The organism is Streptomyces sp. NPDC127108 (assembly GCF_042677545.1).
Classification (GTDB): Bacteria; Actinomycetota; Actinomycetes; order Streptomycetales; family Streptomycetaceae; genus Streptomyces.
In genome coordinates, this window is sequence record NZ_JBHXTE010000001.1 from 305,913 (window position 1) to 321,263 (window position 15,351).

The following is a 15,351-nucleotide window of genomic DNA, read 5'->3' on the forward strand; positions in this document are numbered from 1 at the left end:
TCGCCCCCCTACCCCCAACACTAACTCCAAAACAACCTCATTCAACCCTTCGGGCCTAATTCCCTTGTCCCCCGCCTGGGCCACCAGCCCCCGCTCCACTCATCTCCGGCAGAGGACCTGATCACTCACGGAAGTAGTGCTTGCCGGTGCAGCCCTTCTGGGATTCGTTGTTCCAGCCGCAAACCCGGAAGTAGGCCTTCTTGCCGTTCGAGGTCTTCTTCTGGATCGTCTTGCTACCGCCGTAGGCGTGCACCTTCTTGTACAGGTCGCCGTTGCTCTTGTAGACCCGCAGCTCCGACGAGCGGCCGTCGAAGTTCGCGTCGTCGATGGTGAGACTGTCCACGTCCGCACCGTCGGAGGTGTAGTCGTCCCAGATCACATCGGCGTAGCGGTGGTTCTGGATGTACGCCTTCCAGGCGTAGCCGTCCGGGGTGTCATTCGCCATCACCCTCGGCTGGGCGGCGACGGTAGTGCGCCCTGCCTGGGATCCGGGGCTGTCGGCGAGCGCCGCCGGCGCACCGAGTGCGCCGGCCGACAGCACGACTGCCGCGCCGGAGGCGACGAGCATCCGCTTGAACTTGCCTGACTGTGCCATGTGTCTTCCCCGTTGCTGTAGTTGGCCGTCGGTGCCGGGCGCGACGCCGACGCTGAAATGAGCATGCTGATGCCCGGCCGGTGGGGGCCATGTGTTTCGACACAGGCCGAAGGAGCCGCGGGTTTGATGCCGTTGCCAAGCAGTTATTACTGGCCCGGTATCAGTCAGGCACCCAAAAGCCCGGCCAGCCGCTCCAAGAACGCCCGCTGCCCCGCCACGAGCTTCTCTGCCGCCCGGTCCAGCGGGAGCCAGGCCACCCGGTCGAGCTCCGGGAACTCCTGGACGCGGCCCGAGCCGCGCGGCCACTCCATGCGGAACGTGCCGGGGACCACCGTCTCCGGGGCGAGGTCGGCCTCGACGGCCCAGACGGTCACGGTCTTGCCGCCCGCCTGCCGGACCTCGCCCAGCGCCTGGTAGGGCCCGGCGGGTGCGGGCAGGCCGAGTTCCTCCTCGAACTCGCGCACCGCCGCGGCCAACGGCTCCTCCTCGTCGCCGTACTCACCCTTGGGAATCGACCAGGCCGCCTGGTCACGGCGGGCCCAGAACGGCCCGCCCATGTGGCCGACGAGCACCTCGGGCGCGGGGCCCTGGCGGCGGTAGAGGAGCAGTCCGGCGCTGCGGCGGCCGGTCATGACGGCGTGGGGCGAGAGGGCTGCATGCCATCGGACCCTACGCCCGTGTCGGCGGCGGAGCGGTGCCGGACGCGGCGCCTTCGAGCCCCGGGGCGGGGTCGGCGGCACTCGCGTCACCCGGGTGCGGTACGAACTCTCTGTGAACCAAGAGATCCAACCCGAGACCGTGCGTGTGTTCATCGCGCTCGCCCCGCCCGACGACGCGAAACAGGAACTGGCCCGGGAACTCGGCCCCGCCTACCGGGCGCATCCGCGAATGCGCTGGAACCGCATCGAGGACTGGCACATCACCCTGGCGTTCCTCGGCGAGGTCCCGCGCGCGACGGTTCCGGAGCTGTGCCCGCCGCTGGCGGTGCTCGCGGCCGCCCACCGGCCCCTCACCCTGGCGCTGCGCGGAGGCGGACACTTCGACGAGCGGGTGCTGTGGAGCGGCGTCGACGGCGACCTCGACGAACTGGCTCTGCTCGCCACCACGGTGCGTGCCGTGGTCAAGGAGTGCGGGATCGGCCTCGTGGAGCGGCCGTTCCGTCCTCATCTGACGCTGGCCCGTGCCCGCCGCGACACGCCGTCGTGCGCGGTCGAGGCCGCCGCCGGACTGGGCGGTTTCACCGGCCGCCGCTGGCAGGCCGAGCGTCTCCACCTGGTCGCCAGCAACTTCGGCCGCGGTCCGGGCCCGATCCGGTACCGGGACGTCGACGCCTGGAGCTTCGACGGCGGTTCTCGTCGCGGCGGTTAGCCCACCGGCCGGTGTCCGGCGTGGCCACCACGTCCTGGCGGGGCGTGCCGCGAGCCCGGTTGCCGAGCGGCCTGTGACGACCGTTCGCGCAACCGGGCCCGCGCCTGGTGGAGTGCTACAGCGGCTGTATCGAGATGTTCCGGTACCGCACCGCGTTCGCGTGGTCCTGCAGCCGGATGGCGCCCGCCGTCGGGCCCTCCGGATCCCCCGCTCCCGTCGGTCCGTCGATCGCCACGTCGTCGTGCACCTTGACGCCGTTCCACACGAGCGTGACGCGGGCGTCGTCCGTCTTCTTGCCGCTGTCGTCGAAGCGGGCGGCGCGGAAGGTGATGTCGTACGACTGCCAGGTCTCGGGCGGTTTGGCCGCGTTGGTGTCGGGGGCCTTCTTCTTGTAGATCGCACCGGCTTCGTCGTTGGCCGGGGAGTTGTCGCCGTAGGAGTCGAGGATCTGGATCTCGTAGCGCTCGTGGAGGTACACGCCGCTGTTCGCGCGGTCCTGGCCGGTCACGTCCGGCGGCAGCTTCGGCAGCCAGAACTCGACGTGCAGCTTGAAGTCCTGGAACGCCTGCTTGGTGCGGATGTCGCCGCAGCAGACCTCCATCGCGCGGTCCCCGACGAGCGGCCACTGCGGGGTGCGGCCGTCGGTGTGCTGCCAGGGCGAGCGGTCGGCGCCATCGAAGAGGGTGGTCCTGGCGCCTTGTGGGTGGACGGCCAGCAGATCGAGGTTCACGTGGCCGGTGTCGCCCTCGTCATGGCGGTACGTGATGGTGTTGGTGCCCGCCCGCAGTTTCAGGCGCTCGGTCTGCGAGGACCACTTGTCCCAGGTGCCGGTGGAGTGGAGCTTCGTCTGCCGCACCTTCTCACCGTTGACGTGGACGCTCAGCGTCTTGGTCCCGGCCGCCGGGTACGGGCCGTTGCTGTACCGCAGGCCGACGTCATAGGTGCCCGCCTTCTTCGCCCGGACGTCGAAGGTGGTGGCGGCGCCCTTGGTGCCGAAACTGTCGACGAATCCGCTGCCTGAGTACGCGGCGTGGTTGTCGTTGGTCCGGGCGCCGCCGTCGAGCCGGGCCTCCTCCGCCTCGTACAGGGACTGCGGGGCGGGCTTGACTCCGGGGATGCGGTTCAGGGTGTACCACGCCTCGGTGCTCCACAGGCTCTTGCCGCCCTCGGCGGTGAAGGGGCGGGGCGAGCGCACGTGGACGACGCGGTCGGCCTTGAGGCCCGGGATCTCCAAGGTGACCTTCTTGCGGTCGGAGGAGAGCGTCGCCGAGCGCACGGGCAGGGTCTCCTCGTCCACCTTGGGGCCGCCGTAGGCCGCGGTGGGTACGTAGCGCCACTGCGTGACCTGGTAGCGGGCGGCGAGCTTCTCGGCCGTCGCCTGGGACACCGGCTTGGTGTACTCCATCTCGAAGCCGCTCCGCGTGGCACGCATGGCCTTGATGTCGAAGGCGTCGGCGCCCTGGGGCGTCAGCTTCTGGAGGCCGTGCTTCAGCTTGCCCGGCTGGCCCCAGTTGCCGCCGGCGCCCAGACCACCGGCGTACAGGGCGCCGTCGGGGCCCGTGCTGATCCGGTTGACCCCGGCCTCGAGTCCCTGTGTGAAGCGGAAGACCGCGCCCTGGTACTCGCCTCCGACCTTCTCCAGGGACGCCCGCTGCACGCCGCCGTAGGTCACGTCGCCGAAGAGCAACTGCCCTGCGAAGGTGCCCTCCTTCAGGAGGATCGGATTGCTCGGCGAGTTGCCGATCTCGTTCTGCGGCAGCCACAGCACGGGCCGTGTGACGGGCTTGTCGTCGAACGGCCCGTCGGGGTTGGTGTGGTGGTTGAAGAAACGGCCCTGCTTGACGTGCAGGAGCTTCGACGACGGCAGCCAGCCGCCCTGGTTGTCGGTGGCGAACAGCTCGTCGTCGGGGCCCCAGCCGATGCCGTTGGGGGTGCGCAGGCCGCCCGCGACGTAGGAGACCTCGCCGGTCGCGCGGTTGACCTTGATGGTGGTGCCGCGGTTCTTCGCGGGCTGCGGGTCGGTGGTGGCGCCGCCGAGGTTGATGGCCACGGACAGGTTCAGGTAGAAGAAGCCGTCCCGGTAGAGCAGGCCGAAGGCGAACTCGTGGAAGTTCTTGCCGAACGGCCAGGTGGCGACGGTCTCGTAGGCGTCGGTGACGTCGTCGCCGTTGTCGTCCTTCAGCCGGGTCAGCTCGTGTTTCTGGGAGACGTACAGCGAGCCGTCGACGTACTTGAGGCCCATCGGCTCCTTCAGGCCCTCGGCGACCTTCTTGGTGGTCACCTTCTCGGGGCCGGTGCTGCCGGTGACGTTGTCGAGGAGGTAGACCTCACCCTTGGTGTTGTCGGTGCCGCCCCACGTGGCCACGGCGAGACGGCCGTCGGGCAGCCAGTCCATCGCGGAGACCTGCGGCTCGAACCCCTTCGGCCTGAGGTCGGTGAGCCGGTAGTCGGGGTGGACGCCGTTCAGCGGAAGGCCGTCGCCCGGCGTCTCCGTGGAGCCCGCGCACTCCTTGCGGCCCGGCGCGGTGACCCGCACGACGCCCTTGTCGGTGCTCAGGACCGAGTTCGGTACGACGGCGAAGTCACCGGCACCCGGCGGCTTCCAGGAGAGCGTGACCTGCTGTTCGCCGCCAGCCTCGAAGTGCTCGATGAGCAGGGCGTGGTACCCGGCCGTCAGCTCGACCGTGCCGTCCTTGGGGCTCGGTCCGTGCTGGCCGTCGTGGTCGATGACCCGCTTGTTGTCGATCAGCAGCCGGGAGCCGTCGTCGCTGGTGAGGCGGAAGGTGTAGCTGCCGTCCCGCGGGACGTTGAGGTTGGCGATCGTGTGCGAGACGAAGTTGTCGGCGAGGCCGCCGAAGTCCGCGGCCTCCTTCCAGTCGACGACCGGCTTCAGCTCGTCGACGTTCGGGGTCTGCCCGGGCTTGAGCTCGCACAGCTTGTTCAGGGGCCGCTGCATGTCGTAGACGCGCTGGGTGACCCCTGGCTCCTGCGGCGGGAGTTCGACGAAGGGGCTCGGATCGTCGTCGGCGGAGACGGCGGCCGGGGCGGGGGCCGCCCAGGCGGCTCCGGAGACGCCCGTGGCCCCGGTGACCCCGGCGAGCAGGGATCCGACGGCCAATAAGCTCAAACGAGTACGGAATCTTCGGTACGACCGTGCGCTCATTGCTGCTCCCGGCAGGTGATGAGGCGAAGGGACCTGGCGTTCCGCCACCTGTGCGCGGGGTGGGGCATCCGGCACCACAGGGGCTCCGGGCGCGTGCGGGTGACTTGGGGCGGGACGCTAGTCAGCTTTCATCGAACCCGGAAGCCCTTGCGCGACAAAGAACGCAACTTTTTCTCGCGGCAGGACAAAGCACGGCCCGCGGAACCGGCGGCACGGGGCACGACCTCCCCCGCGCCGCCGGGCACGGAACCGTCACCGGCCGTGCGGTCAGGGAGCGATGCCCACACCCGGGACGCGCCCCCAACTCCGCTCCTGCGCCGCCGTCATCGCGGGCCAGGAGTGACCGCCGGGACGCGGCCGCACCCGCGAGGCGTACTCCCCCGGCACGAAGCGGGGGTCGTAGAAGCAGCCCGTGCCGTACGTCGCGTCGAAGGCCGGGCAGGAAGCGGCCACGGACGCCGGGATCGGCTTCCTGCCCTTGCGCACCCAGGTGTCCAGCGCGGCAAGGGAGTTGGCGTACTCGGCCGCGCTCAGCCCGCTGTGCTCGTTCTCCCGTGTGAACGTCTGCACCAGATGCCGGTCCCGGCCCGCTCCGCGCAGCGAGGCGCGGTAGGCGGCCTCGTGTTCGACGAAGGCCGTCGGGTCGTCGATCGCGTGCAGTGTGAGCACGGGGATCGAGACCTTCCCGGTGAGATCGCTGTCGTACGACAGGTCGCGGGCCGCCGTGGGGTCGGCCGAGAACCGCTGCACCCCGGCGTTGAGGGCCTTGTCGTCGTGGGAGCCGGAGTAGCGCACGCCCTTGTTGCTGAAGGGATTGCGGCCGCCGAGCCGCTTGTCGACGATGTCGCGGAAGGTGAAGGTCGCGAACTTCAGATGGGATTCCAGGGAGCGTTCCGGGATCCGGGTGACGGCGAGGATGTCGTCGAGGTTGCGCTGCTGGCGGGCCGTGCGGTCGGCGGGCGCCGAGCCCAGGCCGGTGCACTCCCGCAGCCGGGCTTCGAGGTCATCGCCCGTCATCGCGGAGTCCTTCGGCAGGCCGCTCCACAGCGGGTACTGGGGCTCGGACGGCCGGGGGTGGTTCCGGCAGTAGTACTGGTAGACGACGCGCAGGTCCACGCGGTAGTCGTAGCCGCGCGAGCCGCCGCCGAGCACGCCGTTGGTCAGCAGCGCGCCGTCGTAGGGCCGCCCACCGCGCGAGCCGTACGTCTCGACGGCCTTGGCGGCCACGTCACCTCCCCAGGACTGGCCGTGCAGGTAGGTCTTCCGCGGCTTGCGGAACTCGCGCACGAAGAGCTTGCGCAGGTTCTCGGTGTCGGCGGCCGCCATGCGCGTGCCGTAGCCGCCCCGGCGGTAGGAGGAGCCCGCCCACGCGTACCCCTCGTCCACCATCACCGACCAGCGGCCGAGGTCGTCCATGCTGCGCTGCGGGTCGGACCAGGCGCCGAGGTCGGGGCCGCCGTGCGCGTGCAGGACCAGCGAGCCGTTCCAGTCCCGGGGGACGGCGATGGTGTAGTACGCGCCGTTGCCGTCCCGGCCGGTGTAGCAGGTGGCCTTCGTGCCCACGCTCGCCGGGCAGTCCGCGGGGCCGGGGCGCCCGGGGTCGGCCGCGGTGGCGGGGGCGGGTCCCGCGAGGCCCGCCGTGAGGACCACGGCGACGCCACCGGCGAGGACGGCGGCGCACCCCCGCCGGTGGGACATGCGTGAACGGCGTGGTCGCCGTGCGGTCAGCCAGTTGCCCATGAGTCGTCCTTCCCCGGGCCTCCAGGCGCGGCCCTCGCGCGGAGGGCTCGATGCTAGGCACCGGTGAAGTGGCGTACGAGAGCCCGGGGATTGCGTTCATATTGATCTCCGCAGCCACCCCTTCGGACCTCCGTGGCCGTCCCCTACCGCTCTCCGGGCGCCCCCCCGGGCCGCACCGCCCGCTCAGGACGCCACGGCCCCCGCCCCGGCCAGGCGCTCCGCCAGATACCGCTGGAACTGCCACAGCGGACGCTCCAGATGGGAGAAGCGGCCTGCCGACGGCGCGGGGTCGGTGGCGAGTCCGCGCTGCACCCCGCGGATCGCCACCAGGTCCTCCGCCTGGATGATCTCGAACTGCTGCCGGGAGGCCTCCACATAGGCGTCGAAGCCGGGCCGCCGCTTGGCCTCCTCGGGGACCAGGATCGTGAAGACCGCGTCGTGGCCGCCCGGGCCCCTCGGGATCCACCGTGCGAACGCGACGCTGTCGGGCATCATGGCCATCGCCATGTTCGGGAAGACGCCCGCGACCGTCATGCCGGAGAGCTGGCGCATGCCGAGTCCGGGGATGAGGGTGCCGACCAGGTCCATGCCGTCCGGTCCCTGCGGGATCTCCATGTCGGGGGCGAACGGGGTGTACATGCTGAACCCGCGCCCCTCGCACTCGTCGACGACCGTGTCCTTGCCGGGGAGGATCCGCTCCAGGGAGTCGGCGTGCGAACCCATGTGGTGGTAGTTCTCCGAACCGTTCTCGAACGCAACCTTCCAGTTCGCGGGGACGCCGTCCCAGCGGGCCGTGAACCCGACGACCAGGTCCTCGACGCGGTACGGCGCCACCGTGGCTTCGAGCGCGCTCAGCTGCGGGGCGAGCGGGGCCGCGTCCGGGTCCGCCGTGACCATCAGCAGGCCGTGCCAGACCTCCAGGCGGAACTGGGGAAGTCGGCAGGCGGCGCGGTCGAACTCGACCTTGTTCATCAGCGGGGCGCCCGCGAGCTGTCCCGCGAACTCGCCGTTCAGGCGGTACGTCCAGGTGTGGTACGGACAGGTGAGCCGTTTGAGCGAGCCCTGGTCGGGGGTCGACTCGGGCGGCAGTACGTCCATGAAGCGGTGCCGGCACACCCTCGACAGCGCGTGCAGGTCGCCGTTCTCGTCGCGGGTGATCACCAGGGGCCGGCCGAGGTCGTCCACGCGCAGATAGTCGCCGGGGCGGGCGACCTGCGAGACATGGCCGACGCAGATCCAGTCGCCGCCGAAGATGCGGTCCTGCTCCAGTGCGTGGAAGTCCTCGCTGGTGTAGGCCCGGGCGGGCAGGGTCTCGCCGCGCTCCAGGGGCAGCTGGGCGAGCCGGGCCAGTTCGCCGAGCAGGGCGGGCAGTCCGCCGTTCGGGGATCCGCCCTGCGGGGAGAGACGTCCGTCGTGCGGGGAGGAGACTCCGCCGTGCGGGGAGGAAAGTCCTTCGTGCAGCATCGTGGCACCGCCTTCAGTCCGGGATCTCCTTTCATGCTCCGCCGCGGCCGACGGAGCGGGATCGACAGCCTGAACGACATTCGCGTACATCCTTCGGCTGACCCGGGCAATCCGGATGTCCGATGCACGGGAGACAGGCAATCGACGTAAACTCGCCCCTCACCGAAAGGTCTAGGCCAATGACTGACGCCTGAGGCGCGGGAGGCGGGGGTCAACACCGGACGGCCGCACTCCGCGATCACCCCAAACCCCCTGCCTGTGCAGCACATTTGAGCACACACCGGCATGGAACGACTCCTTGACGCGGTTGATTGGTATAGGCCAATATCCACCTCGTTCGCACCGCTTTCGCCGCGGTCGACCGATCCGCCGATCCCGCACCCCGCTCCTCCGGAGGTCCCTCATGGCAAGCGACAGCCACCCGCGCCTCACCCGGCTGGCCAACTCCGTGCTCCAACCGGGCTTCGCGGGCACCACCGCCCCGGACTGGGTGCGCCGCCGGATCGCCGACGGGCTCGCCTCCGTCGTGCTCTTCGGCCGCAACATCGAGAGCCCCGAGCAGGTCGCCGCCCTCACCGCGGCCCTGCGCGCGGAGAACCCCGACCTGATCGTCGCCATCGACGAGGAGGCCGGCGACGTCACCCGCATCGGCGCCCGCACCGGCGCCTCCTGGCCGGGCAACCTCGCGCTCGGCGCCATCGACGACCCCGACCTCACCGAGCAGGTCGCCCGCGACATCGGCCGCCAACTGCGGGCGATCGGCGTGTCGTTGGACTTCGCGCCCAGCGCCGACGTGAACTCCAACGCGATGAACCCGGTCATCGGCGTCCGCTCCTTCGGCGCCAGCACGGACGTGGTGGCCCGGCAGACCGCCGCCTGGATCCGCGGCCTGCAGTCCGTCGGCGTCGCCGCCTGCGCCAAGCACTTCCCCGGCCACGGCGACACCGACGTCGACTCCCACCACGGCCTGCCGCGGTTCACGGCCGACGCCGACGAGATCGCCCGCACCGCCCTGCCGCCGTTCGCCGCCGCCATGGACGCGGGCGTCCGCGCCGTCATGACCGCGCACATGCTCGTCCCGGCCCACGACGACGAGATGCCCGCCACGCTCAGCGGCCCGATCATCAACGGCCTGCTGCGCGAGAAGCTCGGCTTCACCGGCCTCGTCGTCACCGACGGCATCGAGATGGGCGCCGTGACCGGCCCGTACGGCATCACCGGCGCCACCGTCCGGGCCGTCGCCGCGGGCGTGGACGCGGTGTGCGTCGGCGGCGAGAGCGCCGAGGAGTCCACCACCGTCGACCTCGCCGACGCCCTGGTGCGCGCGGTCCTCGACGGCACGCTGCCCGAGGAGCGCCTGACCGAAGCGGCCGCGCGCGTCGGCGAGTTCGCCACCTGGTCGGCCGCCCTCGCCCGGCAGGCGGACCCGGACGCGGACGCCTCCGACATCGGTCTGGTCGCGGCCCGCCGCGCCGTGCGCGTGCATCGCAGCGGCAACGGCGCCGAGCTGCCGCTCACGGCCGACCCGCACGTCGTCGAGCTCTCCCCCACCATGAGCCTCGCCGTCGACGGCGCCACCCCGTGGGGCGTCGGCGAGCCGCTGCGCGCGCTGCGTCCGGGCACGACGTCCGTGCGGATCTCAGAGTCCGAGCTGACCGGCCAGGACGACCTCCTCGACCGCCTCGCCCTGACCCCCGCGAACGGCCGGGACCTGATCGTCGTCGTCCGTGACGCGGCCCGGCACCCGTGGATGTCCCAGGCGCTCCAGGGACTGGTGCGCCGCCGCCCCGACGCCCTGGTGGTGGAGATGGGGGTTCCCGCGGGCGAACAGGTCGGCGCGGTCCACGTGATGACGTACGGCGCCACCCGGGTCTCCGGAATCGCCGTCGCCGAGGTGCTCGCCGGCGCCTCCTGAACGCCGGGGCGGTCCGGTGACGGGCCGCCCGCACAGAGCCGCCCCCAGAGGCCTCCGCAAGGCCCTTCGGGGCAGCTCACGGGGCAGTCGAAGGTGCCCTTTAGGGCACCTTCACGGGCCGTGCGCCTGGCCGCGGGCGCAGCAACACACCCGGTCCGGGCGGGGGTTGACTTCGCCCTTGGTCTAGTCCATCTTTGGTTGAAACCGAAGCTGGTCTAGTCCACTCCGGGAAGGGTGCGCGCCGGATCCAGGAGCCCGGTGCGGCCCCGCCGCGGAGCGGGACGGCCGGCATCGCGCGTCCACCGCGGCCTCTTGCCCCGGGAGCGGCGTCGAGTACGAGGAGGTAGCACCACCGGCTCTGTCGACACCGGGCACCACGGCGCCCGCGCCACCCGCACGACAGTGCCCCGCAGCCCTGCCACCCCGCTGCCCCTCCCCCCGCCACGCCGCTCGCCCCGGACGCACCGCACCGAGCGCTCGGCCTGACGGACCACGGCCGAGCACCCTACGGCCGCGGTCCGCCGTCACGATCCGCACGCCATGCCACCACCGTGGCCCCGGACCGACCACCCCCACGCCACGGCAGCGGCACCGACCGACCGTCACCCTCTCTCCCACCCCCCGCACACCGCGTCCCATGCGGCCGGCGGGAAACGAACCCGCACACACTCCGACCTCGGACAGACCGGGGCACGTCGTTTCGCGACGCCCCCGCGACCGGACGCCCGCGTCCGTCGCGGCGTGTGCCGCCCCGGTACCACCGCCGGTCCGGCGGGCAGTGTTGCTCCCGGACCGCGACGACGGCAGCACCTCGGCCGATCTCGTCGCCGCCTCCCCCAGCGAGGCCTCCCCCCACGCGCGAACCGCCGAGCCGCGGCTGCTTCCCGCCCGTTCGCCGTGCCCACAAGTGCCCCTTCACCGCGTCCCAGCAGCCTTGGAGGACCCCGCATGTCCACCCCGTACGAATTCCTGCACCGAGCCGCGTCGGACCGCCCGTATTTCAGCTCGGACGGCGAGACGTACCTGGCGCAGTTCCCGCTGAACGAGATCAAGAAGACGCACCCGTTGCGCGTCCTCACCGAGGAGCAGTTCGCCTCCTGGCAGAGCTACGGCTACGTGGTGGTCCCGGAGGCGATATCCGCCGAGGCCGCGGGCCGTCTGCTCGACTTCACCTGGGAGTTCCAGGGACTCGACCGGTCCCGGCCCGACACCTGGTACGAGGAGCGGGAGTTCAGCACCGACCTGGAGCGGGACCTGTACATCTACGGCTTCGTGGAGGCGTACCACCACCAGCTGATCTGGGACAGCCGCCAGACGCAGCGGGTCTACGACGCGTTCGTCGACGTGTGGGACTGCGAAGAGCTGTGGGTGACCCTCGACCGGCTCAACCTCAACCCGCCGAACGTCAAGAACCGTGACCGCGCGCTGATCGCACCCACGGAAGAGGGCTTCGACATCGAGCTGCACTGGGACGTCGACTCCACGCGCGGGGTGCTGCCGCAGCGGGTGCAGGGCATCATCGCGCTCCACGACACCCAGCCGGAGCTGGGCGGCTTCCAGTGCTCGCCGGAGCTGTTCCACCGGTTCGACCGGTGGAAGCTCGACCAGCCCGCGGACCGCGACCCGATCCGCCCCAACACCGACCGCGCCGAATTCCCCGTGGTACGCCCCGAGTTGAAGGCGGGCGACCTGCTGATCTGGAACGGCATGCTGGCGCACGGCGTCGCCCCCAACACCTCCGACAACGGTGTCCGATCGGTGCAGTACCTCTCCATGATGCCGGCGCTCGAGGAGAGTCACGCGCTGCGCAAGTCGCGCGTCGAGTCCTGGCGCAACCTGTCCACGCCGGACTGGAACGCGACGCTCGTCGGCGACGCCACGAAGCACGAGTCGCTGCGTTACGGCACCGCCGAGCTCACCGAGCTCGGCGAGAAGCTCCTCGGCCTCAGTTCCTGGCACGCCGACAACGCCTAGTGGTGAAGCGGAGAACCGCCATGCGCAAGATCTGCCTGACCCTGCCCACCAACAGGGCGTGCACCGCGATGATCGTGGCCCTGCTCCAGGAGGCGGAGTACGCGGCCCGCACCTTCGACGTCGAGGTGCACGTACTGATCCTGGACTCCTCCGGCCCCGCGACCTTCGCCGAGCACGCCCGCGCCGCCCGGACGGCGCCCGCCGCCGCGGGGATCGTGGTCCATCACCTCGGCGAGGACGACCAGCGGGAGTTCCTGCGGGAGGTGATCGACACCGCGGGCGCCGTGAAGCAGGACCTGCTGCTCGATCTGATGCTGCCCGCCGCCGTGTCGTACGGCGCCTGCACCAACCGGGCGTTCCTCATCGCCGCCGCGCTCGGCTGCGCGTCGGTGCACCGCAGGGACTCCGACAGCGACTACCAGGTCCTGGGCGGCGAGCCCGTCTACCCCGTGCACCACGAGCTGATGTCCCTCGGCAAGCGCGCGGCCGACGCGGCCGACGGCGTCACCGGGACCGACCTCGCGGTGGAGCACGCGGACAAGCCCGTGGTGCTCGTCGGTTCGTCGTTCATCGGTGAACTGTCCGTGGACATCGGCGAGATGCACGACCTGGACCGCGACGTCTACTACGACGTGGTCAGCCTGTGGGCACCGCAGGAGTGGTCCGAGGAGCAGAAGCGGGAGCTGGTCGACGAGTCCTTCCGGGGCGCCGGGCACGACCCGTTCACGGGCGACCGCGCGGACCTGACGCTCGTCGACCCCATGCGCGTCGACATGTGCAACGTCAGTTTCCACGGGGTGCACGAGCGGGTGCCGCTGCCCCCGGCGACCGACACCATCGGCAGCGACTACTTCCTGCTGCACCTGGTGTACGACGCCACGCTGCCTGGAGTCGTGCACAACCGCAACATCGTGAACTTCTACACGGGCGAGCGCAGGACCGAGGCCGGCTTCGTCGCGTACCAGAACCGGTTCGTGAAGTTCTTCCTGTCGATGCTGTACCTCAACCACGTCTACGGCGAGATGACGGCGGCCGGGTCCGCGCTGCTCGACGAGCGCCACGAGGTGCGCGTCCCGCGGATCGCCGAACTCGTCCGCGAGAGCACCCGGCTGGACACCGCGGAGAACGTGGCGCGGCTCGATGCCCTCGACCGTTCCTACCGGAAGCTCGGCGGGAAGTACGCCGCGTTCGCCGACACCCTCGTGCCCCGGCGCGGGCGGCTCCTCGACGAGGCACGGCAGGACATGGAGGACTTCGCGCTGCTCATCGAGAGCTGGGCGGCGCTGGTCCGGGCGAGCCGGTCCACGCGCCTCGGCCGACTGCACGCGTAGCGGAACAGGGCATCCACCATGTACGAAACGACCAACCTGCGGGCGGCCCTGGCGGCCGCCACGGAGGACCAGATCGTCTACGACCTGCCCGGCATCGCGGACCGTCACGACTCCCTGGTGCGGGAACTGCCGGGCGTCGCCGTGCGGTTCGCGATGAAGGCCTGCCCGGTCGACGAGGTGCTGTCCTGCCTCGCGGGGCGGGGAGCCGGATTCGACGCGGCGAGCCCGCACGAGATCGCGCAGGCCCTCGCCACCGGCACACCGACGGACAGGATCCACTACGGGAACACCATCAAGTCCGACCGGCACATCGCCGAGGCGTACGACCTCGGCATCAGGGACTTCGCGACGGACAGCGTGGAGGACGTCCGCGCGATAGCGGCGCTCGCCCCCGGCTCCCGCGTGTTCTGCCGCCTCGCCACCGACGGCGAGGGCGCCCTGTGGGGCCTCAGCCACAAGTTCGGCTGCTCCCCCGCCGACGCCCTGCGGGTGCTCTCCACGGCGCGGGCGTCGGGCCTGACGCCGTCGGGCCTGTCGGTGCACGTCGGTTCCCAGCAGATGACGGCCGAGGCGTGGCACGCCGCGTTCGACCGCATGGCCGACGTGCTCGCGGCCCTGGAACGGCGCGGCATCCGCCTCGACCACATCAACCTGGGCGGCGGCCTGCCCGCCCTCGGCTACCGGGACCGGTACGGCAGGCCCCTCGACCCGCCCCTGGACAAGATCTTCGCCGTGATCCGGGAGGGCATGCAACGGCTCAGGGCCGTCACCGGGACCCCGCTGGACTTCGTCATCGAGCCGGGCCGCTACCTCGTCGCCGACCACGGCGCCGTCCGCGCCCACGTGTCCCGCCTGTCCGCGCGCGAACAGGTCAACGGGGAGCGCCAGCACTGGCTCTACCTCAGCTGCGGCAAGTTCAACGGCCTGTACGAGATGGACGCGCTCCAGTACACGCTGGTGTTCCCCGAGTACCGGGGCAGCGACTACGTCCCGGCGGTCGTCGCGGGCCCCACCTGCGACAGCGACGACGCGTACAGCCACGAGGGCAGCCTGGTGCACGTGCCACGGGGCGCCGCGTCGGGCGACCCGGTGTGGATCCTGTCCTCCGGCGCGTACGCGGCGAGCTACACCACGCGGGGCTTCAACGGCTTCGGGCCGCTGCCCTACACCTGGATACGCGGCGATGGCGACGCCGCGCCCCTCGTCTCCTCGACCGGAGGGCGCGCGCGATGACCCACGACGTACGCATCGAGCTGCGGCACATCGCCGACGACGACTGGGGCGGCATCGCGGCGCTGGAGGCCGAGGTGTACACACCGCTCGGGCTCTCGGAGGGCCGGGCCGCCCTGGAGTCGCGGGCGCGGGCCTCGCCGAGCACGTGCTTCGTGCTCGACTGCGCCGGGGGGACCGCGGGGTATCTGCTCGCGCTGCCGTATCCGCCGTTCGAGTCGCCGGACCTGGCGCGGGCGGAGGAGCATGTGCCCGCAGCCGACCCGGGCTCCACCCACGCCCCCGTTCCCCCCGCTCCTCCCTCCGACAATCTGCACCTGCACGACCTCGTCGTCGCCGAGGACTTCCGGGGGCGCGGGCTCGCCCGGCGGCTCCTGCGGCATCTGACGACGACCGCACGGTCGCAGACGTACGAGCAGATCTCCCTGGTCGCCGTCGCGGGGAGCGAGACCTTCTGGTCGGCGCAGGGGTACCGGGCCCATCGGGAGATCCCGCTCCCGGGCAGCTACGGCACGGACGCGGTCTACATGTCCGCGGCGGTGCCGGAAGGACGAAGAGGCTGAAGACGCTG

The 15,351-nt window shown here is 71.3% G+C and carries 11 protein-coding genes; 6 read left to right on the top strand and 5 right to left on the bottom strand.

Annotated elements, in window-relative coordinates; all coding sequences use genetic code 11:
- Positions 1 to 121: 121 nt before the first annotated feature.
- Together ACFVHO_RS01355 and ACFVHO_RS01360 are read right to left on the bottom strand one after the other, a co-directional pair.
- A complete protein-coding gene (locus tag ACFVHO_RS01355; RefSeq protein WP_385708434.1) occupies positions 122 to 595 on the bottom strand; it encodes a hypothetical protein in 474 nt (157 codons plus the stop codon).
- Between the two features lie 164 nt (positions 596 to 759).
- Positions 760 to 1,227, bottom strand: a complete 468-nt coding sequence (locus tag ACFVHO_RS01360) for an NUDIX domain-containing protein (protein ID WP_385708437.1) — start codon at positions 1,225 to 1,227, stop codon at positions 760 to 762.
- A 139-nt stretch (positions 1,228 to 1,366) separates the two neighbouring features.
- On the opposite strand from ACFVHO_RS01360, the gene thpR reads away from it, so the two are divergent.
- Positions 1,367 to 1,963: an RNA 2',3'-cyclic phosphodiesterase gene (gene thpR, locus ACFVHO_RS01365; RefSeq protein ID WP_385708440.1), complete on the top strand. Its 597-nt coding sequence runs from the start codon at positions 1,367 to 1,369 to the stop codon at positions 1,961 to 1,963.
- Between the two features lie 115 nt (positions 1,964 to 2,078).
- Here thpR and ACFVHO_RS01370 read toward each other — a convergent pair whose 3' ends face one another.
- The 3 genes from ACFVHO_RS01370 to ACFVHO_RS01380 all read right to left on the bottom strand — a co-directional run bounded on the left by ACFVHO_RS01370 (position 2,079) and on the right by ACFVHO_RS01380 (position 8,330).
- Positions 2,079 to 5,126, bottom strand: coding sequence for a family 16 glycoside hydrolase (locus tag ACFVHO_RS01370; protein WP_385708443.1), 3,048 nt, complete (start codon positions 5,124 to 5,126; stop codon positions 2,079 to 2,081).
- A gap of 267 nt (positions 5,127 to 5,393) precedes the next feature.
- Positions 5,394 to 6,824 carry a hypothetical protein gene (locus ACFVHO_RS01375; protein WP_385708446.1) on the bottom strand — a complete coding sequence of 477 codons (1,431 nt, stop codon included), beginning with the start codon at positions 6,822 to 6,824 and terminating at the stop codon, positions 5,394 to 5,396.
- Positions 6,825 to 7,049: 225 nt separating this feature from the next.
- On the bottom strand, positions 7,050 to 8,330 hold the full coding sequence (locus ACFVHO_RS01380) for an aromatic ring-hydroxylating dioxygenase subunit alpha (protein ID WP_385708449.1): 1,281 nt from the start codon (positions 8,328 to 8,330) through the stop codon (positions 7,050 to 7,052).
- A gap of 403 nt (positions 8,331 to 8,733) precedes the next feature.
- On the opposite strand from ACFVHO_RS01380, the gene ACFVHO_RS01385 reads away from it, so the two are divergent.
- The 5 genes from ACFVHO_RS01385 (at position 8,734) to ACFVHO_RS01405 (ending at position 15,343) form a co-directional block, all read left to right on the top strand.
- Complete coding sequence (locus tag ACFVHO_RS01385) at positions 8,734 to 10,245, top strand: glycoside hydrolase family 3 protein (protein WP_385708452.1); 1,512 nt, start codon at positions 8,734 to 8,736, stop codon at positions 10,243 to 10,245.
- A gap of 948 nt (positions 10,246 to 11,193) precedes the next feature.
- The gene (locus ACFVHO_RS01390) at positions 11,194 to 12,219 is read left to right on the top strand and encodes a YbiU family protein (protein ID WP_385708455.1); all 1,026 of its coding nucleotides are present in this window, start codon (positions 11,194 to 11,196) and stop codon (positions 12,217 to 12,219) included.
- A 20-nt stretch (positions 12,220 to 12,239) separates the two neighbouring features.
- A complete protein-coding gene (locus ACFVHO_RS01395; protein WP_385708458.1) occupies positions 12,240 to 13,550 on the top strand; it encodes a DUF6271 family protein in 1,311 nt (436 codons plus the stop codon).
- A gap of 18 nt (positions 13,551 to 13,568) precedes the next feature.
- Entirely contained in the window at positions 13,569 to 14,783 is a 1,215-nt protein-coding gene (locus ACFVHO_RS01400; protein ID WP_385708461.1) for a type III PLP-dependent enzyme, read from the top strand.
- Positions 14,780 to 15,343, top strand: coding sequence for a GNAT family N-acetyltransferase (locus ACFVHO_RS01405; RefSeq protein ID WP_385708464.1), 564 nt, complete (start codon positions 14,780 to 14,782; stop codon positions 15,341 to 15,343). Before ACFVHO_RS01400 ends, ACFVHO_RS01405 begins: the two co-directional genes overlap by 4 nt.
- Positions 15,344 to 15,351: the final 8 nt, after the last annotated feature.